This is a genomic window from Streptomyces sp. NPDC015131 (assembly GCF_043079975.1).
GTDB lineage: Bacteria > Actinomycetota > Actinomycetes > Streptomycetales > Streptomycetaceae > Streptomyces.
The window spans coordinates 709,592-731,947 of sequence record NZ_JBIBVB010000004.1; the positions used below are offsets into that span (position 1 = coordinate 709,592).

16 protein-coding genes and 1 CRISPR repeat array (1 of these 17 running past the window's edge) are annotated in these 22,356 nt (G+C 75.8%); of the genes, 8 read left to right on the forward strand and 8 right to left on the reverse strand.

All coding sequences use genetic code 11. From position 1 onward, the window contains the following. Positions 1-104: 104 nt before the first annotated feature. The 3 genes from ACF08D_RS19335 to ACF08D_RS19345 all read left to right on the forward strand — a co-directional run bounded on the left by ACF08D_RS19335 (position 105) and on the right by ACF08D_RS19345 (position 2,804). Complete coding sequence (locus tag ACF08D_RS19335) at positions 105-782, forward strand: uracil-DNA glycosylase (protein ID WP_392223925.1); 678 nt, start codon at positions 105-107, stop codon at positions 780-782. Continuing rightward, positions 779-1,813: an N-acetylglucosamine kinase gene (locus ACF08D_RS19340; protein WP_392223926.1), complete on the forward strand. Its 1,035-nt coding sequence runs from the start codon at positions 779-781 to the stop codon at positions 1,811-1,813. The genes ACF08D_RS19335 and ACF08D_RS19340 overlap by 4 nt, the downstream gene beginning before the upstream one ends. A 70-nt stretch (positions 1,814-1,883) precedes the next feature. Beyond that, positions 1,884-2,804 (forward strand): sirohydrochlorin chelatase, encoded by a 921-nt coding sequence (locus tag ACF08D_RS19345; protein WP_392223927.1) that lies wholly within the window; start codon positions 1,884-1,886, stop codon positions 2,802-2,804. 180 nt (positions 2,805-2,984) lie between these two features. Here ACF08D_RS19345 and ACF08D_RS19350 read toward each other — a convergent pair whose 3' ends face one another. Both ACF08D_RS19350 and ACF08D_RS19355 read right to left on the reverse strand, forming a co-directional pair. After that, a complete protein-coding gene (locus tag ACF08D_RS19350) occupies positions 2,985-3,995 on the reverse strand; it encodes a lactonase family protein (RefSeq protein WP_392224101.1) in 1,011 nt (336 codons plus the stop codon). Positions 3,996-4,235: 240 nt separating this feature from the next. Beyond that, positions 4,236-5,993 (reverse strand): FUSC family protein, encoded by a 1,758-nt coding sequence (locus tag ACF08D_RS19355; protein ID WP_392223928.1) that lies wholly within the window; start codon positions 5,991-5,993, stop codon positions 4,236-4,238. 338 nt (positions 5,994-6,331) lie between these two features. Between ACF08D_RS19355 and ACF08D_RS19360 the strand changes: the two genes are divergently transcribed. The 3 genes from ACF08D_RS19360 to ACF08D_RS19370 all read left to right on the forward strand — a co-directional run bounded on the left by ACF08D_RS19360 (position 6,332) and on the right by ACF08D_RS19370 (position 8,150). Then, positions 6,332-6,817, forward strand: a complete 486-nt coding sequence (locus ACF08D_RS19360) for an Lrp/AsnC family transcriptional regulator (RefSeq protein WP_392223929.1) — start codon at positions 6,332-6,334, stop codon at positions 6,815-6,817. 125 nt (positions 6,818-6,942) lie between these two features. Beyond that, a complete protein-coding gene (locus tag ACF08D_RS19365) occupies positions 6,943-7,662 on the forward strand; it encodes an HAD family hydrolase (protein ID WP_392223930.1) in 720 nt (239 codons plus the stop codon). A 212-nt stretch (positions 7,663-7,874) separates the two neighbouring features. After that, a complete protein-coding gene (locus tag ACF08D_RS19370) occupies positions 7,875-8,150 on the forward strand; it encodes a DUF2087 domain-containing protein (RefSeq protein WP_392223931.1) in 276 nt (91 codons plus the stop codon). Positions 8,151-8,158: 8 nt separating this feature from the next. On the opposite strand, the gene ACF08D_RS19375 is transcribed toward ACF08D_RS19370, so the two are convergent. Then, positions 8,159-9,436 carry an ATP-binding protein gene (locus ACF08D_RS19375; protein WP_392223932.1) on the reverse strand — a complete coding sequence of 426 codons (1,278 nt, stop codon included), beginning with the start codon at positions 9,434-9,436 and terminating at the stop codon, positions 8,159-8,161. 217 nt (positions 9,437-9,653) lie between these two features. On the opposite strand from ACF08D_RS19375, the gene ACF08D_RS19380 reads away from it, so the two are divergent. Together ACF08D_RS19380 and ACF08D_RS19385 are read left to right on the forward strand one after the other, a co-directional pair. Then, the gene (locus ACF08D_RS19380; protein WP_392223933.1) at positions 9,654-10,823 is read left to right on the forward strand and encodes a lactate 2-monooxygenase; all 1,170 of its coding nucleotides are present in this window, start codon (positions 9,654-9,656) and stop codon (positions 10,821-10,823) included. Then, on the forward strand, positions 10,820-11,932 hold the full coding sequence (locus ACF08D_RS19385; protein WP_392223934.1) for a 2-hydroxyacid dehydrogenase: 1,113 nt from the start codon (positions 10,820-10,822) through the stop codon (positions 11,930-11,932). The genes ACF08D_RS19380 and ACF08D_RS19385 overlap by 4 nt, the downstream gene beginning before the upstream one ends. A gap of 25 nt (positions 11,933-11,957) precedes the next feature. Here the strand turns inward: ACF08D_RS19385 and ACF08D_RS19390 are convergent, their stop codons facing one another. From ACF08D_RS19390 to ACF08D_RS19410, 5 genes are all read right to left on the reverse strand, one after another. Continuing rightward, the gene (locus ACF08D_RS19390) at positions 11,958-13,289 is read right to left on the reverse strand and encodes a hypothetical protein (protein WP_392223935.1); all 1,332 of its coding nucleotides are present in this window, start codon (positions 13,287-13,289) and stop codon (positions 11,958-11,960) included. Beyond that, complete coding sequence (locus tag ACF08D_RS19395; protein WP_392223936.1) at positions 13,276-14,394, reverse strand: hypothetical protein; 1,119 nt, start codon at positions 14,392-14,394, stop codon at positions 13,276-13,278. Before ACF08D_RS19395 ends, ACF08D_RS19390 begins: the two co-directional genes overlap by 14 nt. Next, on the reverse strand, positions 14,391-15,212 hold the full coding sequence (locus tag ACF08D_RS19400) for a vWA domain-containing protein (protein ID WP_392223937.1): 822 nt from the start codon (positions 15,210-15,212) through the stop codon (positions 14,391-14,393). The genes ACF08D_RS19395 and ACF08D_RS19400 overlap by 4 nt, the downstream gene beginning before the upstream one ends. 111 nt (positions 15,213-15,323) lie before the next feature. Next, the gene (locus ACF08D_RS19405) at positions 15,324-17,582 is read right to left on the reverse strand and encodes a PQQ-binding-like beta-propeller repeat protein (RefSeq protein ID WP_392223938.1); all 2,259 of its coding nucleotides are present in this window, start codon (positions 17,580-17,582) and stop codon (positions 15,324-15,326) included. A gap of 107 nt (positions 17,583-17,689) precedes the next feature. Continuing rightward, complete coding sequence (locus tag ACF08D_RS19410; protein WP_392224102.1) at positions 17,690-19,729, reverse strand: PQQ-binding-like beta-propeller repeat protein; 2,040 nt, start codon at positions 19,727-19,729, stop codon at positions 17,690-17,692. 534 nt (positions 19,730-20,263) lie between these two features. Continuing rightward, a CRISPR array of direct repeats spans positions 20,264-22,356; the repeat unit is 28 nt; unit sequence GTCGGCCCCGCACCCGCGGGGGTGTTCC (it continues 488 nt past the right edge of the window).

Genomic DNA, 22,356 nt, shown 5'->3' on the forward strand with positions numbered 1-22,356 from the left:
GGCAGGGTCGCGGCATGCATGGGGGGACGGTGTCGGGTGTCCGGGGCCCGGCGCGGGGTACGGCGGGCGCGGGGGCGGCCGTTGGGCCGGTAGGGTGAACGGCCGTGGCAGCACGACCGTTGAAAGAAATCGTCGAGCCGGGCTGGGCGGACGCCCTCGCGCCGGTGGCCGAACGCATCGCCGGCATGGGTGACTTCCTCCGCGCGGAGATCGCGGCGGGACGCACCTACGTACCGGCCGGACAGCAGGTGCTGCGGGCATTCCAGCAGCCGTTCCACGAGGTGCGGGTCCTGATCGTCGGCCAGGACCCGTATCCGACGCCCGGGCACGCCGTGGGGCTGAGCTTCTCGGTGGCGCCCGAGGTGCGGCCGCTGCCCGGCAGCCTGGAGAACATCTTCCGCGAGCTGCACTCCGACCTGGGGCTGCCCCGGCCGTCCAACGGCGACCTCACGCCCTGGACCCGGCAGGGCGTCCTGCTGCTCAACAGGGCGCTCACCACCGCCCCGCGCAAGCCGGACGCGCACCGCGGCAAGGGCTGGGAGGCCGTGACCGAGCAGGCCATCAAGGCCCTGGTGGCGCGGGGCAAGCCGCTGGTGTCGGTGCTGTGGGGGCGCAACGCCCGCAATCTGCGGCCGCTGCTCGGCGATCTGCCCGCGATCGAGTCGGCGCACCCGTCGCCCATGTCGGCGGACCGCGGCTTCTTCGGCTCCCGGCCGTTCAGCCGGACCAACGAGCTGCTGGTGCGGCAGGGTTCCGAGCCGGTCGACTGGCGGCTCCCATGACCGCTCCCCCGTTCGGGGGATGGGTGCTGGGCGTCGACTCGGGCGGCTCGGGCCTGCGGATCGCCCTCGGGGCCGTGGCCGAGGACTGCGGGCCCCAGGGCGTACGGACCGTGGAGACGGTGGCGTTCGGGGAGCCCGTGCGCACCGGACCGGGCGGGATCGACGCGCGGCATCTGCTGGAACGGCTGGTCCCGGCGGCCGAGGGCCTGCTGCGACGGGCCGGGGCCGGGCGGTCCGGGGCCGGGCGGATCGCCGCGGTGGCGGTCGGTGCGGCGGGCATGGCGACCCTGGGGGACGAGCTGCGCGCCGCCCTGCCCGGGGCGTTGCACCATTCGCTGGGCGTGGACCGGCAGGTGCTGGCCGCCGACGCGGTGACCGCCTACGCCGGGGCGCTCGGGCAGCGGCCCGGAGCCGTGGTCGCGGGGGGCACCGGCCTGATCGCGCTGGGCACGGACCTGACGCGGTGGCGCCGCGCGGACGGCTGGGGCCATCTGCTGGGCGACTGCGGCAGCGGCGCCTGGATCGGCCGGGCCGGCCTGGAGGCCGCGCTGCGGGCGCACGACGGGCGGCGGGGCGGCTCGGCGGCCCTGCTGGCGCGCGTGGAGGCGGTTTTCGGGCCGCCGGCCGGTCTGCCGGGGTTGCTTTACCCGCGCGCCGACCGGCCCGCCGTGCTCGCCTCGTTCGCGCCCGAGGTGGGGCGGTGCGGCGCCGGGGGCGACCCGGTTTCGGTGGCGATCCTGGCGCGGGCGGCACGGCACGCCGCGGAGGCGGTCGCCGCCGTCTGCCCGCCCGGTGACGGTGCGGAAGTGGCGCTGACCGGCGGCCTGTTCCGGATGGGCGACCCTCTCCTCGTACCGCTGCGCGCGGAGCTGGCCGGGCAGGTGCCACACGCCCGGACGGTACCGGCGGCGGGCGACCCGCTCGACGGGGCGCTCGCCCTGGCCGGCGCCCTCGCCACGGACACCCTGGCCCTGCCGAACGAGCCGGGCATGCTGGAGACAATCACCCGCCGGACGACTGATCGGACATAGCCGGACAGAGGGCGCCTGACCGCCCCCTCCCCAAGCGTCGGAGCAGGTAAAGCCAGTAGCATGCGGCGCCATGAGCTCCCCCACTGGGCCTGCTTCCGGCCTGCCTGTACGAATGCCGCGACCCCGACAGTCCGGGCGGCACCGTCGCCCTGAACCCGTGGCCGCCCCCGAGGGTGCGCCCGCGCTCGTCCTCGCCGTTCCCGGCACCCCTTCCGCCTCCGTGCGCGGCCTGGCCGAAGAGGTAGTGAGCATCGCTCGTTCCGAGCTTCCCGGGCTGGAGGCCGCGATCGGCTTCCTGGACGGTGACGGCGCCGAGTACCCCACGCTGACGGCCGTCCTGGAGCGGGCCGCCGCGCTGCGTGTCGAGCGGTACGAGCTGGCCCGGGCCGCCGGCCGCGAGGTCGCCGAGCCCCAGGGCCCGGCCGCCGTGGTGGTGCCCCTCCTGGCGGGCCCGGACAGCGCCCTGACCGGCCGGATACAGCAGGCTGTCGCGGAGAGCGGCGCGGCCGTCGAGCTGACCGACGTGCTGGGCCCGCACCCGCTGCTCGCGGAGGCGGTGCACGTGCGCCTGTCCGAGGCGGGGCTCGCCCGCGCCGACCGTGCGCGGCTGTTCACGGTCGCCACGGCGGCCGACGGCATCGTGCTGGCCACGGTCGGCGGCGAGGAGGCCGTGCAGGCGGCGGGGATCACCGGCATGCTGCTGGCCGCCCGGCTCGCCGTGCCGGTGATGGCCGCCGCGCTGGACCAGCAGGGCTCGGTGGCGGCGGTCGCCGACCAGCTGCGGGGCTCCGGCTCGACGCAGCTGGCTCTGGCCCCGTACCTCATCGGCCCGGAGCTGCCCGAGGGGCTCCTCGACGACGCGGTGAAGGCGGCGGACTGCCCGGTGGCGGAGGCGCTCGGCGCCTACCCGGCGGTCGGGAAGCTGGTGCTGTCGCAGTACACGACGGCGCTCGGCATCGCCCCGCAGCCGCAGGGCACGCCGGTCCGCTGAGGACCACCGTACGCACGGAGAAGGGCCCGCGCCGGACTGTCCGGCGCGGGCCCTTCTGCGGTGCGTACGGTCCGAACCGTGCTCGTACGGTTCGGGCCGTCCGTCCCTTGTGACGCGTACGGTCCGATCCGCGCTCGTACGGTCCGGGCCGTCCCTTGCGACCCGTGCGGGCCGTGCCGCTCAGTCGAGGATCACGCAGGAGGCCGCCGGGGCGGCGATGGCGCCCTCCCGCAGCGGGACGCCCGTCTCGGGGTCGACGGTGAACCAGGTGACGTCACCGGACCGCTCGTTGGCCACGTACAGGCGCCCGCCCTCGGGGTCGAGGGCCAGGTCACGGGGCCACCGCCCGCCGCAGGGCACCGCGGCGACCACGCGGGCGCGCCCCGGGTCGCCGACCGCCAGGACGGTGATCAGGTCCGCGCCGCGCACCGCCGCGTAGAGGAAGCGCCCGTCGGGGGCGGCGACGATCCCGGAGGGGTACGCCTGCCCCTCGGCGCCGTTCGGCAGGAGGGGCGTCTCGCCCAGGGGCACGAGCCCGCCCGTTTCCGCGTCCCAGCGGCAGACGGTGAGCGTGGGGGACAGCTCGGCGAGGACGTAGAGGTGGCCGCCCGCCGGGTGGAAGGCGAGGTGCCGGGGGCCGCTGCCCGCCCGCAGCGCGGTCTCGCCGTGCGGGGTCAGCTCGCCGGTCGCGGGGTCCAGGCCCACGACCCGTACCGAGTCGGTGCCCAGGTCCACGCTGAGCACCCACCGCCCGGCGGGGTCCGCCACCACCTGGTGGGCGTGCGGGCCGGCCTGCCGTTCCGGGTGGGGGCCCGCGCCCCGGTGGCGCAGCACTCCGGAGGCGGGGCGGGGCGCGCCGTCCGGGCCCAGCGGCAGGGCGCTCACGCTGCCGGAGCCGTAGTTGGCGGTCAGCGCGTGCCCGTGGGCGAGCGTGAGGTGGGCCGGGTGGGCGCCGCGCACCGGGGCCGGCTGACCGAGCGGTACGGGCACACGCCCGGTGACGTCGAAGGCCGCGACGGCGCCCTCCTCGGTCTCGCTGACCGCGTACAGGACGTCGCCGCCCGGCGCGAGGGCCAGGAAGGACGGGTCGGTCACCGCGTCCGAGGCGCCCGTCACGACCGGTTCGCCGGTACGCGGGTCGACGGCGGCCACGGTGACCCCGCGCCCGCCGTTCGAGGTGTACGAGCCGATGAAGGCGCGGCGCGGGCGCGGCGCCCCGGCTCCGCCCCGGCCCGCCGCCCCCTGGTCGTCGCCGTACCGCCGCCCTGCCTGGTCCGCCACCCTGCTGCCCCTCTCGGCCCGCCGTCGTCGGTGCGCGGCCGACGCTAGCAGGTCTAGACCAAGTGAGGGGCTCTTGTGGTGGGCCTTTACGGCATCGCGGCGTTACGGCATCGCGGCGTTACGGCATTGCGGCGTTACGGCATTGCGGCGTCACGGCATCGCGGGCTGGCGGGTCCGGCGGGGTGCGGTGCGCAGGGGCGCGGCCAGTTCGGTGAGGGCGCGCTCCAGGCTGTGGAGGTGGGCGAGGGCCGGTTCGGCGGCGTGCACCGCCATGACGGCCGCCGTGGCGGCGGTGGCGGCCACCGTGTGCGGGACGGCGACACGCGCCGGCGGCGGGGCGTCGAGGGCGCGGACCGGGGCCGGAGCGGGCAGCGCGGCGGGGGCGGGCGGTGCCTCCAGGGCGGCGGGGATGACGACCGGGGCTTCCAGCGGCGCGGGCGCGACGGCCTCGGGCGTCACGGCCTCGGGCGTCACGGCCTCGGGCGTCACGGCCTCGGGGGCGTGAGGGGCCTCGACGGACAGAGGCGCGGTCCGGGCGCGGCGGGCCTGCTCCGGGGTGGTGAGCGCCTCGACGGCCTCCTCCACCCGCCAGCACGCCGCCGCCAGCCGGGCGTCGTGGGACGCCTCGGGGTCGGCCGCGATCGAGGCCAGGCCGCGTACCTCACGCGCACACGCGTCGAGCAGCGCCAGCACCTGCCGGGCACGGGCCTTGCGGGCGCGCAGCGGACTCAGCGGGTGGACGAGCGGCGCCAGGGAGAGGCGTACCCGGCCGAGGAGCACCTCCAGCTCGGCGACGTGCAGGGACGGGTCGGCGCCGGGGGTGCCGGAGAGACGCGCGGCGGCCTCCGCGGTGCAGGTGTGCACACAGCGCAGGGCGCGCTGGACCCAGGCGTCGGTGGTCGCGTGGGTGGTGACCGGCAGGACCAGGAGCACAGCCAGGACGGCGCCGAGCGCCCCGGCCCCGGTCTCCAGCGCCCGCAGCGCGAGCAGGGCGTGGTCCAGCACGCCGAGGAGCCCGTACAGCGCCCCGGCCATCAGGGTCACGGCGAGCATCATCCAGGTGTAGGAGACGGCGGCCGTGTAGAAGATGCCGAACACGCAGACGGCGACCAGGACGGCCGTGGGCACCGGGGCGCCGGCCATCGGGACGACGAGGACCAGCCCGGCGGCGATGCCGATGAGGGTGCCGAGGACGCGGCGGAAGCCCCGGACGAGCGTCTCGCCCCGCGAGGTGGTGTTGACGAAGATCCACCAGGTGGCGCCGACGGCCCAGTACCAGCGCTCGCCGGACAGCGCCTGGCCGATCACCAGCGCGACCGCGCCGCCGATCGTCGCCTGGACGGCCTGCCGGGTGGTCGTACGGGCCAGGCCGCGCCCCTCGATGGGGGACGCGGGCGCGGCGGGCGGGGGGAGCCGCCGTTCGTAGCTCCACAGCCCGAAGCGGACGGCGGAGGAGCAGAGGAGGGACAGGGCGACCGCCGCGTACAGCTCGGGGAGCTGGCCGGGCAGCGTGTGGAGGAACTGCGTCACGAAGAAGGTCATGAACGCGAACACCCCGAGGGAGTGGCCGCGCGGCCCCCAGCGGCGCGCGTACACGCCGGCTCCCATGACCGCGAGGAAGGCGGCGTCGCGGGCGGCGGGGTGGTCGTGCAGGACGGCGGCGAGGGCGAGCACGGGGAAGCCGGCGACGGGCAGCAGCGCGGTGGTCACCATCTGCCCGCGCACGGTGGCGTCCGTGACGGTGAAGAGCGCGAGGAGCGCGGCGAGACCGCCGGTGATGGCCGCGGTGAGGGAATGCCCGGCGAGCCCGCAGACCGCCACGGCCAGGCTGATGCCGAGGACGGCCCGGACGGCGCTGCGCAGGCGCACCCGCCCGGGATCCGGAGCCACGAACACCCTCTTCAGCACAGTCTCCCGCCCCTTCGGACCTCGTCGGTGCCGCTGCTCCGGCACGCGCCCATGAACCGCCCATGAGCCGCCCATGAAACGCCCATAAAAAAGGCGCCGCGGGATCCGCAGCGCCATCGACACCCCCATGACAACACTTTCCGGCCCGTTGGCTCAACTCGGCCCTTGACAACTGTGCCATTGGCCCAGTAGCGGGCGGGGTGCGCTGGGCAGGAGGAGGCCAATGGGCCGGTGTGGAGCCCGTCGGCCGCAAAGAGGCGCCCGAGGCTGTGGTGGGCCATTGGTACGGTGATCTCGGCGACTGCCGTACCGCCGTACCAGGAGGGGGCCGTGGAACCGTGGCAGTGGACGAGCTGGACACCCGGATCCTGCGCTTGCTGATCGAGCAGCCGCGCACCAGTGTGCGCGAGTACGCGCGGATCCTCGGCATCGCGCGCGGCACCCTCCAGGCGCGGCTCGACCGGCTGGAGCGGGACGGCGTGATCACCGGCACGGGGCCGTTCCTCTCCCCCGCCGCGCTCGGGCACCCGGTGCTCGCCTTCGTCCACATCGAGGTGACGCAGGGGCACCTGGACGAGGTGGGGGACGCGCTGGCGGCGATCCCCGAGATCGTGGAGGCGTTCTCGATCACCGGCGGCGGGGATCTGCTCACCCGGGTGGTGGCGCGGGACAACGGCCACCTGGAGGACGTCATCCAGCGACTGATCCAGCTGCCGGGCGTGGTCCGTACGCGGACGGAGATGGCCCTGCGCGAGCGGGTGCCGCACCGGCTGCTGCCGCTGGTGGAGGCCGTGGGCCGGGCGGCCGGCCCCCACCGGGGCTGAGACCGGAGTAGGACCGGGACCCGGGGGTGGGTTCCGGCGGCCGGGGGCGGCGGCGGGTTCCGGGGGCAGTTCTGGCGGCCGGGGGTGGTTCCGGGGGCGCGCGGGCCGGACGGCATGCTGGGGGCATGAGCACCTCCCACGCGGTCATCTTCGATCTCGACGGCACGCTGGTGGACAGCGAGCCGAACTACTACGAGGCGGGGCGCCGGCTCCTGGAGCAGTACGGCGTCCGGGACTTCGGCTGGGAGCGGCACACCGACTTCATCGGGATCGGGACGCGCGAGACCCTTGCGGCCCTGAAGGAGGAGTACGGGCTGAACGTGCCGCTCGACGAGCTGCTGGCCGGCAAGAACCGGCACTATCTGGAGCTGGCGGGCGCGGCGACCGAGGTCTTCCCCGAGATGCGGGCGTTCGTGGAGCTGCTGCACGCCGAGGGCGTGCCGATGGCCGTCGCGTCCGGTTCGTCCCGGGCCGCCATCGAGGCCGTGCTCGCCGGTACGGGGCTGGACGCGTACCTCACGACCCTGGTGTCGGCGGAGGAGGTCGAGCGCGGCAAGCCGGCGCCCGACGTCTTCCTGGAGGCGGCTCGCCGCCTGGGCATCGAGCCGGAGCACTGCGTCGTCCTGGAGGACGCCCCGCCCGGGGCAGCGGCGGCGGCAGCGGCCGGGATGCGCTGCGTCGCCGTCCCGTACGTCCCCGCCACGACCGACGACCCGGCCTTCCTGGCCGCCGGCCTCCTGGTGCGCGGCGGTCAGCCGGCGTTCTCGGCGCGGGCCGCCTACGACTTCGTCCTGGCGGGCCCCGGGAAGCACTGGTTGCCGGGGTCCGGCCAGGAGATCATGTAGCCCCGCGCCGCCGGGCCGGCCGCCGCGACGGCAGTCACGAGCCCCGGCGGCGCCCACCACTGGGGGACACATGCGGCGGCCCTGGCCGCCCCCGCCGCCCCGGCCGCCGGTACGGCCGGGGTCCCCGGTACGGACGACGCTCCCGGGACGGCTGGGGCCCCGGGCCGGTAATTGCGTTGCCCGCCCGGGCGGTTCGCGGCAGGCTTCCCGTCATGTCCGAGACCCGTACGGGCGGCGCGCGCGACGTGGCCGCCCTGTTCTCCCACGGGCGGCTGACCGCCGTCCCCCGCAAGCCCGCCCGCCGCGAGCAGTTGCTCACGCACCTCGCCGAGACGCTGTTCGAGCCGGGCCGTTCTTACACCGAGCCCGAGGTGAACGAGGCCCTCCGCACGGTGCACGACGACTGCTCGGCGCTGCGCCGGTACCTGGTCGTCGGCGGCATGCTGACCCGTACCCGGGACGGCGCCACCTACCGCCGTACCGCATAGGCGGGACGTCAGAACCTGGCGTGGGCCGTGATGTCCGCGCCGAACTGCTCGATCATCGCCGGGGACACGGTCGGCCGGCACTGGGCGACGGCCTCCAGATAGTCCTCCGTGCTCGCGCCGGGCGTCCGCGCCCGGTCCTGGTCGCCCAGGTCCCGTTCGAAGGCGGCCTGGGCGGCGATCCGGGCCGCGTGCTCGATGTCGGCCGGCGTGAACAGGTCGCTGGCCGCGACCAGCACGTCCACGTCCACGTCGGGGCGGCCGTCGGTGTAGCGGGACCAGATCGCGGCGCGGGCCGCCTTGTCCGGCGTACCGATCGGGATGAGGTAGTCGAACCGGCCGGGCCGCAGGAAGGCGGGGTCGAGCGAGCGGATCGAGTTGGTCGCGCACACCAGCAGGCGTTCGTCGCCCTCCCGGAAGCGCGGTATCAGCTTCAGCAGCTCGTTGGTGACCCCGTGCATCCCGCCGGGCTGGGCGGGTTCCGCGCGTACGGGGGCGATCTCCTCGACCTCGTCGATGAAGACCAGCACCCGCTCCAGCTCCGAGATCCGGGCGAACGCGCCGCGCAGCGCCGCCGCGAGGTTGCCCTCGTCGGCCAGCCGGGACGGCAGCAGCTCCACGAACGGCCAGCCCAGCCGGGAGGCGATACCCCGGGCGAAGGTGGTCTTGCCGGTGCCGGGCGGGCCGAACAGGGTGATGGCGCGCGGCGGGCGGACCCCGTGCCGGGCGGCCCGCTCGGGCTGGGCGAGCGGCAGGACGACACGCCGCTCGATCAGGTCCTTCTCCGCCTCCATGCCGGCGACCTTGCCCCACAGGTCGCCCGGCAGGAAGCTGCCGCCGAGGTCCTCCAGGAGGTTGGCGGCCGGGCCGTGCAGCGGCTCGACCTTCTCGAAGTAGGCGACGGCGGGCTGCCGGGTGTAGCCGGCGTTGAGCAGGCCCTCGCCGACCAGTTCCTCCTCGGGCAGCACATAGGCGATGCGCCCCACCCGGGCGGCGACGAGACGCCGCTCCAGCTCGACCAGCAGGGCGCTGGCGAGCCCCCTGCCGCGCCAGGCCGGGGCGATGGCGATGCGCATCACCCAGGCCCGCTCCCCCGCCACGCACGCGAGCGCCGCGCCGATGGGCGCGCCCTGGTGGACCGCGACGACGGCGGGCTGGCGGGAGGTCAGCGCGCCGATGCACTCGGCGAGCGAGAACACCGACTCCTGCCCGAGTTCGGCCGTGGTGTCGATCAAGTGGACGACGGCGGCGAGATCGCTCTCGCGGTAGTCGTGGATCAGCCAGTTCACCGGTACCACCCCTCGTTGTGTGTTCCGGTGAGGCTAGGGGCGCGGACGGCCCCGGTCGTGTGCCGCTCTGCACAAGGCGGGGGCGGCGACTGTGACGCCATGGACGTTGTGGGAGCGACGTTGCGGGGGTGGACGCGGGGGTGGACGCGGGGCTCCCGGGTGGCGAGGATCCGGGGGACGCACCATCTCGACGACCTGGGGACGGGACGCAGGAGACATGGCGAAGCACTGGGCGGACTTCCAGTACGAGATCTATCTGAACGGGATGAACGGCGCCGTACCGCGGCTGCCCACGGACCTGACCCGGCTGGAGGAGCTGACCGAGCGGCGCCTCGGCCCCGGGCCGGTCGGGTACGTCGCGGGGGCGGCGGGCAGCGGGAGTACGGCCGCCGCCAACCGGGCGGCGCTGGAGCGGCGGCGGATCGTGCCGCGCATGCTGAGGGACGTCCACGCGCGCGACCTGACGGTCGAGGTGCTGGGCCGGACCCTGCCGGCACCGCTCGCCCTGGCGCCGGTGGGCGTGCTGTCGATCATGCACCCGGACGCGGAGCCGGCCGCCGCGCGGGCCGCCGCCGCCCAGGGCGTGCCGTTCGTGCTGTCGTCGGCGTCCAGCACGCCCAGGGAGCAGGTCGCCGAGGCGATGGGCGACGGCGAGCGGTGGTTCCAGCTGTACTGGGCGAAGGACCGGGAGGTCACCCGCTCGTTCCTGGAGCGGGCCAGGGCCGCCGGGTACACCGCCCTGCTCGTCACGCTGGACACACCGCTGCTGGCGTGGCGGCCGCGCGACCTGGACCAGGCGTACCTGCCCTTCCTGCACGGGGTGGGCACCGCCAACTACTTCACGGACCCGGCGTTCCGGGCGGGGCTGGCCAAGCCCGTGCACGAGGACCCCAACGCGGCGGTGGCGCACTTCGTGGGGATGTTCGCCGACCCGGCCAAGACCTGGCCCGACCTGGCGTTCCTGCGGGAGCACTGGGACGGTCCGCTCGTGCTGAAGGGCGTCCTCCACCCGCAGGACGCCCTGCTGGCCGCCGAGGCGGGCGTGGACGGCGTGGTGGTGTCCAACCACGGGGGCCGGCAGGTGGCGGGCGCGGTCGCCGCCGCCGACGCCCTCCCCCGGGTGGCCGCGGCGGCGGGCGACCGGCTGACGGTGCTCTTCGACAGCGGCATCCGCACGGGCGACGACATCTTCAAGGCGCTGGCGCTCGGCGCGAAGTCGGTGCTGGTGGGCCGTCCGTACGCGTACGGGCTCGGCCTCGACGGACAGGCGGGCGTCGAGCACGTCATCCGCTGCCTGCTCGCCGAACTCGACCTGACCCTGGCCCTGTCCGGCCACTCCACGCCCGGCACGGCCGGCCCCGACGACCTGATCGAGGAGTCCGCATGACCGCCCCCACCACCCCGGAACCCGTTCACGGCCCGGAGAACCTCCCCGGCCCGGCAGCCGTCCCCGGCCCGGAACCCGTACCCGGCCCGGAGGACGTCCCCCGCCCGCAGAACCTCCCCGGCCCGGAGAACGTCCCGGAGCCGAGGAACGTCCTCGCCGTCATCCCTCCCCATGTGGGCGGACGGGACGCCGGCGCCGCCCTGGCCACGGTCTTCCCGCCCGAGGCCCGGGTCACCGTCGTCGAGTCGGCCGACGAGGACCCGGCGGCGCTGCGCGAGGCGCACGTCGTCGTCACCGGCCTCGGACCCGTCACCGCCGCCCACATCGCCGCCGCGCCGAGGCTGGAACTGGTCCAGTGCGCCAGCCACGGGCACGACTACGTCGACGTGGACGCCGCCCGGGCACGGGGCATCCCGGTGTGCACGATCGGGTCCAGCGGTGCGGAGCGGCAGAACGTGGCCGAGCAGACGTTCGCGCTGATGCTGGCGCTCGCCAAGCAACTGGTGCCCGCGCACACCGCACTGGCCGCCGGCGAGTGGGCGCTGCCGCGCCTTCAGCAGTCGCTCACCGAGCTGTCCGGCAAGACGCTCGGCGTGGTGGGCCTCGGCCACATCGGGACGGAAGTCGCCCGCCGGGCGGTCGCGTTCGACATGGCGGTGCTGTACACCGGCCGCCGGCGGGCCTCGCCGGAGACGGAGGCCGCCCTGGGCGGCGCCCGGTACGTCCCGCTGGAGGAGCTGCTGCGCGCCTCCGACTACGTCACCCTGCACGCCCCGCTCACCGAGGACACCCGTCACCTCCTGGACGCCGAGCGCCTGGCGCTGCTCAAGCCCACGGCGTTCGTCGTGAACACCGCCCGGGGCGCGCTGATCGACCAGGACGCCCTGGCGGACGCGCTGGCCGCCGGCGCCCTCGCGGGCGCCGGCATCGACGTCTTCGACCCCGAACCGCCCCCGCCGTCCCTGCGGTTGCTCTCCGCGCCGAACGTCGTCCTGTCCCCGCACGCGGCGGGCGTCACCCGGGAGACGCTGGTCCGCATCGCCCTGGCGGCCGTCCAGAACGTCGCCGACCACCTCGCGGGCAAGCCGCCGCGGGACGTCGTGGCCTGAGCTCCGCCCCGCCCCGCCCCGCGCCTCAGCGGAGCGGCGACCACGGCGGAGCGACGACGAGGAGGAAGCCGAGCAGGCACAAGATCAGCACCAGGACGAAGGAGCAGACCAGCACCACCGGCTCCCTGAACCTGCGGCGGCCAGGGGGGTGCGAGGTGCGGGGCCCGGGGTCCGGCTTCCGCTCGGAACCGGTCCCCGGGGCGGGGCCCGACGCGGGCTCCGGCGCGGGTTGCGCTGCCGGCTCCGGGGCGGGTGCCGAGGTAGGCCGGGGCTCCGTGCCCGGCTGCGCTCCCGAAGCCGCCCCGGACGCGGGCGCGGACGTCGACGCGGAAGCGGAACCCGAGGCAGAAGCGGAAGCGGAGGCGGAAGCTGAGGCGTCGGCTGCGGACGGCTTGGGCCGTGCCGTCCGGCGGGGCCCGGCCGGCCGGAGCACCGGGTCCATGACCACGTCCGCCAGCGGGGGCGGCGCGTCGGCGGTGGACCGCAGATCCGCCACGAGCTGCGCCGTGATGGCCCGTACCTGCGGGTCCGGGCTGTCCGCGAGCGCGGCGAGCGCCTCCGAGTCGCCGGGTGCCTCGAAGTCCTCCTGGCCGAGCAGCAGCCGGTCGTCGTCCTCGCGCAGCAGGTCCCACAGCTCCGCGTCGGCGGCGAGCCCGAGCAGGCCGAGCTGGATCACCCGGGCCGGGAAGCGGTCGGCCAGCGGGCCGTACGGGACGGGCCGCGGGCGCTGGTAGTTGCGGTGCCCGCGCTCGGGCCTGGCCGTACCGGCGAGGGCGGGGACGTACATGGCGTCGTAGTCGATCAGCCGCACCCGCCGGGGTGCGGAGATCAGGATGTTGCCGTGCTGGAGGTCGCCGTGTGCGATCCGCCGCTCCTCCAGGCGCCGTACGACCAGGGTGAAGTCGGCGGCCACCGCGCGCAGGGCGGCCGGGGACTCCTTGCGGCGCTCGATCCAGTCCAGGAGCGGTACGGCCGTGAGCCACGGCATCTTGACCATGGGCCAGCGGCGGCCGTCCACCAGCACGCCCTCGGGCGCGAACTCCATGGGGACCAGCCAGCGTTCCTCGGCGGGGTCCAGCTCCGCCAGCGCGGCGCACACCGTGCGATAGCGTTCGGCTCGGGTGTCCGAGTGGCTGGTGAAGCACTTCACCGCCCAGGTGAGGGCGCCGTCCTCGGAGGTCAGGCGGAAGACGCAGCCGAAGACGCCGCTGCCGGTCACCGGGCCCAGGGTGTCCAGCACGGTGGTGGAGGCGGCGAGGGTCTCGTCGTCGGGGAAGCACAGCCGCGGGTGCTGCACCGCCATCATGTAGTCGGTCAGGCTCGGCGGGTCGGCCGCCTCCCGCTCACGGCCGGGCATGGACGTCCGCCCTCCGGCCGGGACGGGTGCTCGTCCACCCGTCGTCCAGGAACCGCACGGCGACGAGGGTCACGTCGTCGTCCTCGATGGCCCCGGTCTCCCGGAGCCCGCCGACGAAGGCCCGCAGCGCCCCCGCGTCCCCCGGCGGACCGCCCGCCGCACCGGATGCGTCTTCGCCATAGGGCCCGGAAGCGTCCTCGCCGTACGAGCCGGAGGCGTCCTCGCCGTACGAACCGGGTGTCCCTTGGGCGTGCGGGCCGGGGGCCTCGTCGGCGTACGAGCCGGGCTGCCCCTCGGCGGCCGGGCCGGGGGCCTCGTCCCCGTACCGGCCGGGGGCCTCGTCCTCGTACCGGCCGGGTGGCGTTTCCTCGTACGGGCCGGGCTCCGCGCAGGCGACCGCCACCTCGGTGAGGGTCCGCCAGCCCGGGCGGCCCCCGGTGTGCTGCACCAGCGCCCACTTGGCGAGGGCGTCACTGGCGAGCAGCAGTGTGTCGCCGGCGCGGATCCACCCGGTCGCCGTACGGATCACCGAGAGGCCCCCGGGGCCGAGGCAGTCCAGGCCGCGCACCAGGTCGGGGCTGTGCCCGAACCGCTCCGGGAGGTCCAGCGGGAACGCGGCGACCAGCTGGTCCCCGCGCGTGTGGAACAGGCAGCAGTCGCCCACCGCCGCGGCCAGCCACCGCCGCCCGCCCGGTACGGGGAGGACGCCGACGGCCACGAAGGCGGCGGCCGGTCCGTGCTGGAGGGCGTGCGGCTCCAGCCAGTCCAGGGGGCGGCCGAGCCCGGTGACGTACGACCGCAGGGCGGCCGGCCAGCCGTCGCTGAGCATCCGCAGGGCCGCGTGCAGGGTCTCCGGGTCGGCCAGGGTCCGGACCGGCAGGGCGCACAACTCCCGTACCAGGGTCCGCGCCCACGGTTCCGGCAGGGCGCTCAGTGTGGCCCCGTCGGCGACCGCACACCGTACGGTCACGTCGTCGCCGGCCCGGCCGGCGCACAACTCCTGCCCGACCGGGCCCCCTTGGACGAGGTGGTACCAGGCGTCCGCGCACTCCGTCATCGCGTCCCCCTCCTTCTGCATCCGGCCGCCGGTGATGGTGACGCTCACGCGAGCGTGCCGATCCGCAGCACCTTGGTGATGTCCACGACGTTCCCGTTGAAGACCAGGCCCCGGCATCCGTGCGGGGCGTCCATCCGCAGCCCTTGCGCCTGTTCGCGCAGGACGTCCGGCAGCACGCTGGAGATGCTGTAGAGGAGCTGGCCCTCGGGCGGCAGACCGTCCGGGGCGACGGGGAACCGGCAGGTGTCCCTGGAGTCGGCCGACACATGGAGGTTGAAAACCAGCACCTGGCCGTCGGCGGTGGAGAGCGAGCGGATGCGCTGCACCGTCTCGTGCAGCCCCTCGTCGGTGGGGATGCCGTCGGTCAGGTTGATCACGATCGGCGGGAAGCTGGTCGGGTTCTCCTCCACCCACTCCTCCAGCAGCGGCAGGGCGTGGGCGAAGGCCGCGGCCATGCTGGTCTTGCCGGCGGCGGAGGCCGTGACCCACACGGGGTCGTGCACGGTGGCCCGGTGTTCGGTGCCGTCGGCGTCGGTGGTGACGATCTCGCGCTGGCGCATGGCGGCCGGGGCGGCGTGCAGCTCGCCGACGCTGACGCTGTCCCGGCCGGCGAGCTTGCCGCCGAAGAGCGACCGTACGGTGTGGTTGTAGCCGAAGATCGAGACGTCGTAGTAGTCCTTGACGTCCCGTCCGGTGGGGGCCGCCGCCCTGATCAGCTCCAGCAGCAGCCGGTTGAGCGCGTCGGTGACCTCCTCGCTCTTGGCGCGGCCGGTGGCGGCCATCGGGGTCTCCATCGATCCCGACTGGTCGATGAGGATGACGACATAGGTCCGCTGGTTCCGCTTGATCTTCCGCTCGTACGGCATGGTGTCCCCCTGGGTGTGAGGTGGAGGCGGTGGCGGCCCGGGCAGGGCGCGCACACCGGAACGGGTGGGGCTGGGAGTGGGCCGGCCGGCGGGTGCGGCCGTCCGGCGGGGCTAGGGCGTCCGCAGCGCGGCAGCGAACTTGTCGTCGATCAGCGGGTGGACGTGGAGTGCTCCGCTGCCGCCGGTGGTGCCGTCACGGGCGTCGATGGCGTACAGGTGACAGTCGGAAGCGCCCATGTGGACGCGGTCGCCCCAGGGGTACGGTCCGCCCCGGCAGGCCCGTCCGCCGGTACGGGCGGACCAGCGCGCCGTGCCGTCGCGGACGTCGAGGCAGCGCAGCCACCGGTCGCGGCCGGCGAGCAGGACGGTGCCGTCGCCCCCGGCGGCGGGCCGCCCGGCCGGCGGCGAGCCCGTGGGGGCCCGCCAGCGTGGCGCGCCGCTCCGCGCGTCGGCCCCGTGGGCGGTGCCGTCGGCGGTCACGACGACGACCGTTCCGCCGACGACCAGGGGGCCGGCGGTGGGCCGGTCGGGCAACTCGGCGCGCCACACCATCCGTCCGTCGCCGCTCAGGCGGAACAGCAGCCCGTGGGCCGCGACTCCGAGCAGGTCGTCGCCGTCCCAGACGGGGTCGAGGCCGCCCGTGTCGGAGAGGTCCGGCCGGGTCCAGCACACATGGCCGTCGGGCGCGAGGCAGACCAGACCGGTGTACGTCGCCAGGCACAGGGCGCCTTCGGGGTGCACGGCCGGGGTCGCGGTCAGCGCGTCGGCGGTGCCCGGCAGCCGCAGCGGTTCGGAGCGGGTGGGGCCGCCCCGCAGGACGTGCAGCCGGCCGGAGACGCCGCCGAGCCACACGGCCGACCAGGCGAACACTGGGTCCCCGGCGGGCCGGTCGTCCAGCGTGGACACCCCGGTCACCTGCCCGGTGGCCGCGTCGAGGCCGTACACCGTGCCGTGGTCGTCCGCGACGATCACCCTTCCCCCGGCCCGCAACGGCCGGACGCGGCAGGGGGCGTCGGTGCCGTGCTGCCAGCGGACCTCGCCGTCGTGGAGGCCGACGGCGGCCACCGCGCCGCGTTCGCCGTCGGTCCCGGCGACGAACAGGAGGTCGCCGTCGCCGGCGGGGGCGGCCTCCGGCAGGAAGCCGAGGGCCCGCGTCCAGGGCGTCCAGGGAGGCGGTGGGGCACCGTGCCCCTCGTCCCGCCCGCCGGACAGGTCCGGGCTCTCGTCGTTCTCGTCACCGGTGCTGGTGTACGCGACGGGCGCGGCGTACAGGGGGACGGTCGCCCGGGCGACATGGCCGTCGTCCGGGGCGGCGTGCGCCGCCTCCCGCACGGGCTCGCGCGCCGGTTCGGCGGGCGGATCGTCGTCGTGGTCACCGCGCGGGGTGGCGAGTTCGGGTTCGGGTTCTCTTTGGGGTTCCGGCTCCGGTTCTGGTTCCGGTTGGGGTTCCGGTTGAGGCGGTCGCGCGGGTTCCGGTTCCGGGGCGGGGTCCGGCGGGCCGGAGTCGTAGGCGTGGTCCAGGGGTTCGGCGGCCGGGGACGCGGCGGAGGGGGCGGCGCCGGCGGGCGCTTCCGTACGCGTACTCGTACTGGCACTGGTACTGGTGCTGGCACTGGTCCGGGGCGGGGGTGCCGGGACGACGCCGACGGCGGGTGCGGAGGCCACGAACAGCGCGTACGCCTCACGTGCCGTGCCGTCCGTGAGGTTGAGCCCGTAGAAGACGGTGGACAGGCGCCGGGACACCCGTGCCATGGACGGGCGCAGGACCGCGTGCCTCCGGCAGCACCGGCGGATCAGCCGCCGCAGCAGGCGCCCCTCCCGGCCGGGCAGGTGGTGCGGGAAGAGCGTCCGCAGGAGTTGCCCGAAGGCGTGGACGTCGGCCGGGCCCGGGCGGCGGGCCCGGTCGAGGTGGGCCAGCAGGGAGTGGCCGGTGACCAGGGGCCCGTCCGGTGTGCACAGGACGGACACCGTCCCGAAGCCGCCGTGGTGGCGGCCGGCCTGGTGCAGGGCGGACAGGGCGGAGGCGACCCGGCGGGCCGTCAGGAGCGCCACGGGCAGCGGTACGGAACGGCCCGCCAGGACGCCCGGCAGGGGCCGCCCCTCGCGGTACTCCGCCACCAGCCAGCCGGCGAAGGGGCCGTCCTCGACGCGGGCGAGCCAGGGCAGGGTGCCCTCGACCACCGGTTCCCGGGCGATCCGCACGGCCCGGGTGAGGGCCTCGTCGTCCTGGCCGGTCGTCCGCCAGTGGGCGTGCGGGGCGGTGAGGTAGGCGACCGGCCGGTCCCGGTCCGGGTCGAGGGCGAGCCAGGTGCGGCCGACCTCGTCCGCCCACAGGTGCGGTCCGCGCCTGGCCCGGGCGGCGAGGGACACGACGGGTTCGGTCGCCGCCGTCCCGCCGCCCGGGCTTCGCCGGAACCGGAACCGGAACCGGAGCCCGAGCCGGATGCGCGGCCGGACGCGGGCCCGGCGGGCGCGGGTCACCGGGCCCGCTCCGGGGCGAGGAGCTGGGTGGGGTCGGCGCCCAGGTCGACGGCGTGCAGGCGGCAGTCCGTGCCGACGACGTAGAGGAGGCCGTCCGCGGTCCGGAGCCCCGCCTCGACGGGTGCGCCCGCGTCGTACCAGGAACGGGCCGGGCCTCCGTCGCGGCGCAGCCGGTACACCTTGCCGTCGGCGGCCCCGGCGTACACGCTGTGCTGGTCGACCGCCAGCTCGGAGCCGATCGCCGAGCCGAGCGCGAGGCGGCGGACGGCGCCGTCGCGGGTGAGGTCCAGTCCGTAGACGCCGCCGCGGACGCAGCCGGCCCAGAGTTCGTTCCCGTACGCGACGGGACGGGCGCGGACCGGGCCGTAGGTGCCGGTGGTCCGCTCCGGCCGGCCGTCCGCGCAGCGGTAGGAGCAGACGCACCGGGCGCGGCTGCCGACGTGGACGGTGCCGCCGGTGACGACCGGTCCGCCGTGGATCTCCCCGCCCGTCTGGGCCTCCCACACGCGGGTGCCGTCGTGGGCGTCGAGGGCGTAGAGGCAGCCGTCCCAGGAGGCGGCGAAGACGCGGCCGCCGGCGACGGCGGGTGCGCCGTAGACGGCGCGGTCGCCGGTACGGGCGGTCCACTGGAGGTCCCCGCCCTCGGCGTCGAGGGCGCGGACGAGCCCTTCCCGGTCGCCGAGGAGGACCAGGCCGTCCGCGACGGCGGGTGTGGAGGGTGCCGTGTTGCCGGTGGGGCGCCGCCACCGTTCCTCGCCGGTGGCGGCGTCCAGGGCGCAGACCCAGCGGTCGGCGCGGGATACCACGAGCATGTCCCCGGCGGCGGCGGGCGCGCACTCCACCCGTCCGCCCAGCTTCCGTGACCAGGCGACGTCACCGGTGCGGGCGTCGAAGGCGCGGACGGTGCCGTCGAGCGCGGCGACCGTGACGAGGCCATGGTGGAGGACGGGCGCGGCGTAGTAGGTGCGGCCGGGCAGGAGGGCGGTCCAGCGGGCGGGGATCGCGTGCCGGGTGGCGGGCTGCCGGGCGGCGGGCCGCGCGCCGCCGGAGGGCGGCATGATCCTGGTCGTCGCCGGGGCGGCGGGGCGCGGGAGCGGGACGGTGGGAACGGCGGCCGGGTGGTCGGCGGGCCGTGCCTCGGGCAGGCGGATCTCCTCGTACGCGCGGAGGACGTCCTGGGCGGCGGGCGGCAGCCAGGTGAAGGCGCCGGGGCGGGCGGTGCCGGGCGTGGCGCCCCGGGACAGGGCGTCGGCGCGGGCGACGACCTCGGCGGGGGCGGGCCGGTCGGCGGGGTCGAGGGCCATGCAGTCGGCCACGAGGTCGTACGCCTCGGTGGAGAGCCCGGCGATGTCGGGGCGCCCGTCGGGTCTGCGCCGGACGCTCGTGCCGTCGACGGGAAGGGCGCCGCGCAGGGCGAAGGCGAGGATGGCGCCGAGGGCGTAGACGTCGGCCGCCTCCCCGACGGGCTTGGCGGCACCGTGCTCGGGGGCGGCGTACCCGGGGGTGCCGCGGCGCGGGGTGTCGAGCGGATCGGTGGGGCTGGCCAGGTCGAGCAGGAGGCCGAAGTCGATGATGACGGGCCCCTGCCGGGCCACCAGGACGTTGCCCGGTTTCAGGTCGCGGTGGACCATGCCGAGGCGGTGCACCCGGGGCAGGATGCGCGCCAGTTCGCGGACCAGCGACATCGCCCCGGGCGGGGGTAAGGGCCCCGCCTCGCGGACGAGCACGCTCAGGGGCGGGGCGTGCACGTAGTCGACGGCGAGCCAGGGCGGTTGGCCGTCCGGGTCGGCGCCGCGGTAGCGCGGTGTCCCGGCCCCCGCCAGCCGCCGGCACGCCTGCGCCTCCCGGGCGAACCGCGTCCGGTACTCGGGCTCGTCCTGGAGCCCGGGCCGTACGGTCTTGATCGCCACGGGCGGCGCCCCGGCGGCCTTCTCCCCCAAGTAGACGCGGCCCATGCCGTCCTGCCCGATGACGGCGAGCACGGTGTAACCGCCCAGAGTGCGCGGGTCCCCCTCGCCGAGCCGGGCGAGCATCATGTTCACGTGGGCGTCCCCCTCCCATGTGGTCCCCGGACGAGGGGGGACGAGGAGGACGGCACCCAGCGCCGACGCGCCCCCGTGCCCTGGCCCCCCGACGCTCCCCCGCGCGCCCAGTCAAGATCCCTTTTCGCCGAAGATTGTCACATCGTACAGATAAATATTGAACCTTCGGGCAAAAACCCGGATCTCCTCACTCCGCCCCCTGCGCGGGCTCTCCGCGCTGTCAAAGGACTCCGCTCACCAGGGAGTTGACTCCGGCGCATGCACCTGACCCCCAACTCGCCCCAGGTAGCCGCCCCGTACAGAGACAGCCCGGCAACGCGCGGGCGTACGATGCAGGCCACAAAGCACCGGTTGCGTGTCGCTTGCCTCAATCACGAACCAACGGCGCGTCGGCCCCGACGACGACCGACCCCGAGCATTACAGCGGGGCCACTGCGCAGCCTTGAGACATGCTGGACGGACCTGATGGGCAAGATGCAGGTGATTGAAACCGAGCGTCCACTCAACTAGAGCCGCAGCTCAGCAAGCGTCGGCCCCGCACCCGCGGGGGTGTTCCCCACAGGCGGCCCTGGTAGATGCGCAGCGAGTAGTCGGCCCCGCACCCGCGGGGGTGTTCCGTACCCGGCCGCCATGCTGAAGGCCCGAGCCATGTCGGCCCCGCACCCGCGGGGGTGTTCCTCGCGGCATCTTGCGAGCGAGCACTCTTACCCCGTCGGCCCCGCACCCGCGGGGGTGTTCCCACAGGCGCGGCCTTGTAGGTGCGCACCTTGCTGTCGGCCCCGCACCCGCGGGGGTGTTCCTGTGCTGATACCAGGTGTGCATAGGGCCGCGCGCGTCGGCCCCGCACCCGCGGGGGTGTTCCGGGGCGGCGCTCTCCGCTCGCCGCGCTGGGGAGGTCGGCCCCGCACCCGCGGGGGTGTTCCCTTCTACCGCGCACGGATCCACTTCGGGACCGGGTCGGCCCCGCACCCGCGGGGGTGTTCCCGGAGCACGTTGATGTTCATCCGTCGCAGCACGGTCGGCCCCGCACCCGCGGGGGTGTTCCTTGGAGGGGCGGGCCGTGATCCCCGCTGGCGCGGTCGGCCCCGCACCCGCGGGGGTGTTCCGACCGCGGCCTGGGCGCCGTACGCGGGCCGCATGTCGGCCCCGCACCCGCGGGGGTGTTCCGTCCTTCCTTCGTCCGCTCGACCATGAGGCTGTGTCGGCCCCGCACCCGCGGGGGTGTTCCGGGCCGCGGCATCCACTACCTCATCAGCGCCGGGTCGGCCCCGCACCCGCGGGGGTGTTCCGGACTACTGGCCCCGTGGTTCACTGCGGCACGTGTCGGCCCCGCACCCGCGGGGGTGTTCCCAGGCGGTTCTGGACGGTCTGCTGGACCTCCTTGTCGGCCCCGCACCCGCGGGGGTGTTCCGGTATCGCGCACCTCGATCTCCCTGCCGACGGAGTCGGCCCCGCACCCGCGGGGGTGTTCCGCTGATGTTGTGCGACTCGGTTGCGCTGACGACGTCGGCCCCGCACCCGCGGGGGTGTTCCCATGCTCGCCTGTACGTGCTGCGTGGTGCTCTTGTCGGCCCCGCACCCGCGGGGGTGTTCCCCTGAGAACCCCCCTCCGGGGTTGAGCCCGAACGTCGGCCCCGCACCCGCGGGGGTGTTCCCCGCAGCTCCACCCACGTCGTGCTGCCCGACGTGTCGGCCCCGCACCCGCGGGGGTGTTCCGATCGAACTCCGCGCGCAGATCGCCATGTGGGCGTCGACCCCGCACCCGCGGGGGTGTTCCCCGCTCGAAGCCCTCGCTGCCCTTGAGGCTGGAGTCGGCCCCGCACCCGCGGGGGTGTTCCGTGCCTCTGCGTCAGGATGCCCGCTTCGAGACAGTCGGCCCCGCACCCGCGGGGGTGTTCCGCCACCGTTCGCGGCGGTGGAGCCCTCGTTGACGTCGGCCCCGCACCCGCGGGGGTGTTCCGCCGGAGCAGTCCCAGCTCGGGCTGCCGTTGCCGTCGGCCCCGCACCCGCGGGGGTGTTCCCCGCCTCGCGTTCCTCGCCGGCCGGGGCCGCGAGTCGGCCCCGCACCCGCGGGGGTGTTCCTGGCCAGCAGTGCCATCAGTGCGCCCACAAACAGTCGGCCCCGCACCCGCGGGGGTGTTCCGAGCCTTGGGTGAGATCCGGTGCCGGGCGCCGAGTCGGCCCCGCACCCGCGGGGGTGTTCCGGACGTCGACCGGCTCCTCGAGAAGTACGCGCTGTCGGCCCCGCACTCGCGGGGGTGTTCCCTGGGCGCCGGTCTCGACGAGGTGAGCGTCGAGGTCGGCCCCGCACCCGCGGGGGTATTCCCCGCTGCCCCGCCTCGCCGGTGACACCCGCCTGGTCGGCCCCGCACCCGCGGGGGTGTTCCGCAACGGACAGCAAGGGCCGCCGGGGCACGCATGTCGACCCCGCACCCGCGGGGGTGTTCCGTTCGCCTGGCACAACCGCGAGCGTTTGGGGCTGTCGGCCCCGCACCCGCGGGGGTGTTCCGGAGCAGCCGATGATGCGATTCCCCCGCCCCGAGTCGGCCCCGCACCCGCGGGAGTGTTCCTCCTGGCCGGCGCTCACACGGCGAAGGCCCCCGGTCGGCCCCGCACCCGCG

What these genes read in the sequence shown, in the direction of transcription:
- ACF08D_RS19340 (WP_392223926.1), top strand. Translation starts at nt 779, where the DNA reads ATGACCGCTCCCCCGTTCGGGGGATGGGTGCTGGGCGTCGACTCGGGC.
- ACF08D_RS19345 (WP_392223927.1), top strand. Translation starts at nt 1,884, where the DNA reads ATGAGCTCCCCCACTGGGCCTGCTTCCGGCCTGCCTGTACGAATGCCG.
- ACF08D_RS19365 (WP_392223930.1), top strand. Translation starts at nt 6,943, where the DNA reads ATGAGCACCTCCCACGCGGTCATCTTCGATCTCGACGGCACGCTGGTG.
- ACF08D_RS19370 (WP_392223931.1), top strand. Translation starts at nt 7,875, where the DNA reads ATGTCCGAGACCCGTACGGGCGGCGCGCGCGACGTGGCCGCCCTGTTC.
- ACF08D_RS19380 (WP_392223933.1), top strand. Translation starts at nt 9,654, where the DNA reads ATGGCGAAGCACTGGGCGGACTTCCAGTACGAGATCTATCTGAACGGG.
- ACF08D_RS19385 (WP_392223934.1), top strand. Translation starts at nt 10,820, where the DNA reads ATGACCGCCCCCACCACCCCGGAACCCGTTCACGGCCCGGAGAACCTC.
- ACF08D_RS19390 (WP_392223935.1), bottom strand. Translation starts at nt 13,289, where the DNA reads ATGCCCGGCCGTGAGCGGGAGGCGGCCGACCCGCCGAGCCTGACCGAC.
- ACF08D_RS19400 (WP_392223937.1), bottom strand. Translation starts at nt 15,212, where the DNA reads ATGCCGTACGAGCGGAAGATCAAGCGGAACCAGCGGACCTATGTCGTC.
- ACF08D_RS19410 (WP_392224102.1), bottom strand. Translation starts at nt 19,729, where the DNA reads ATGATGCTCGCCCGGCTCGGCGAGGGGGACCCGCGCACTCTGGGCGGT.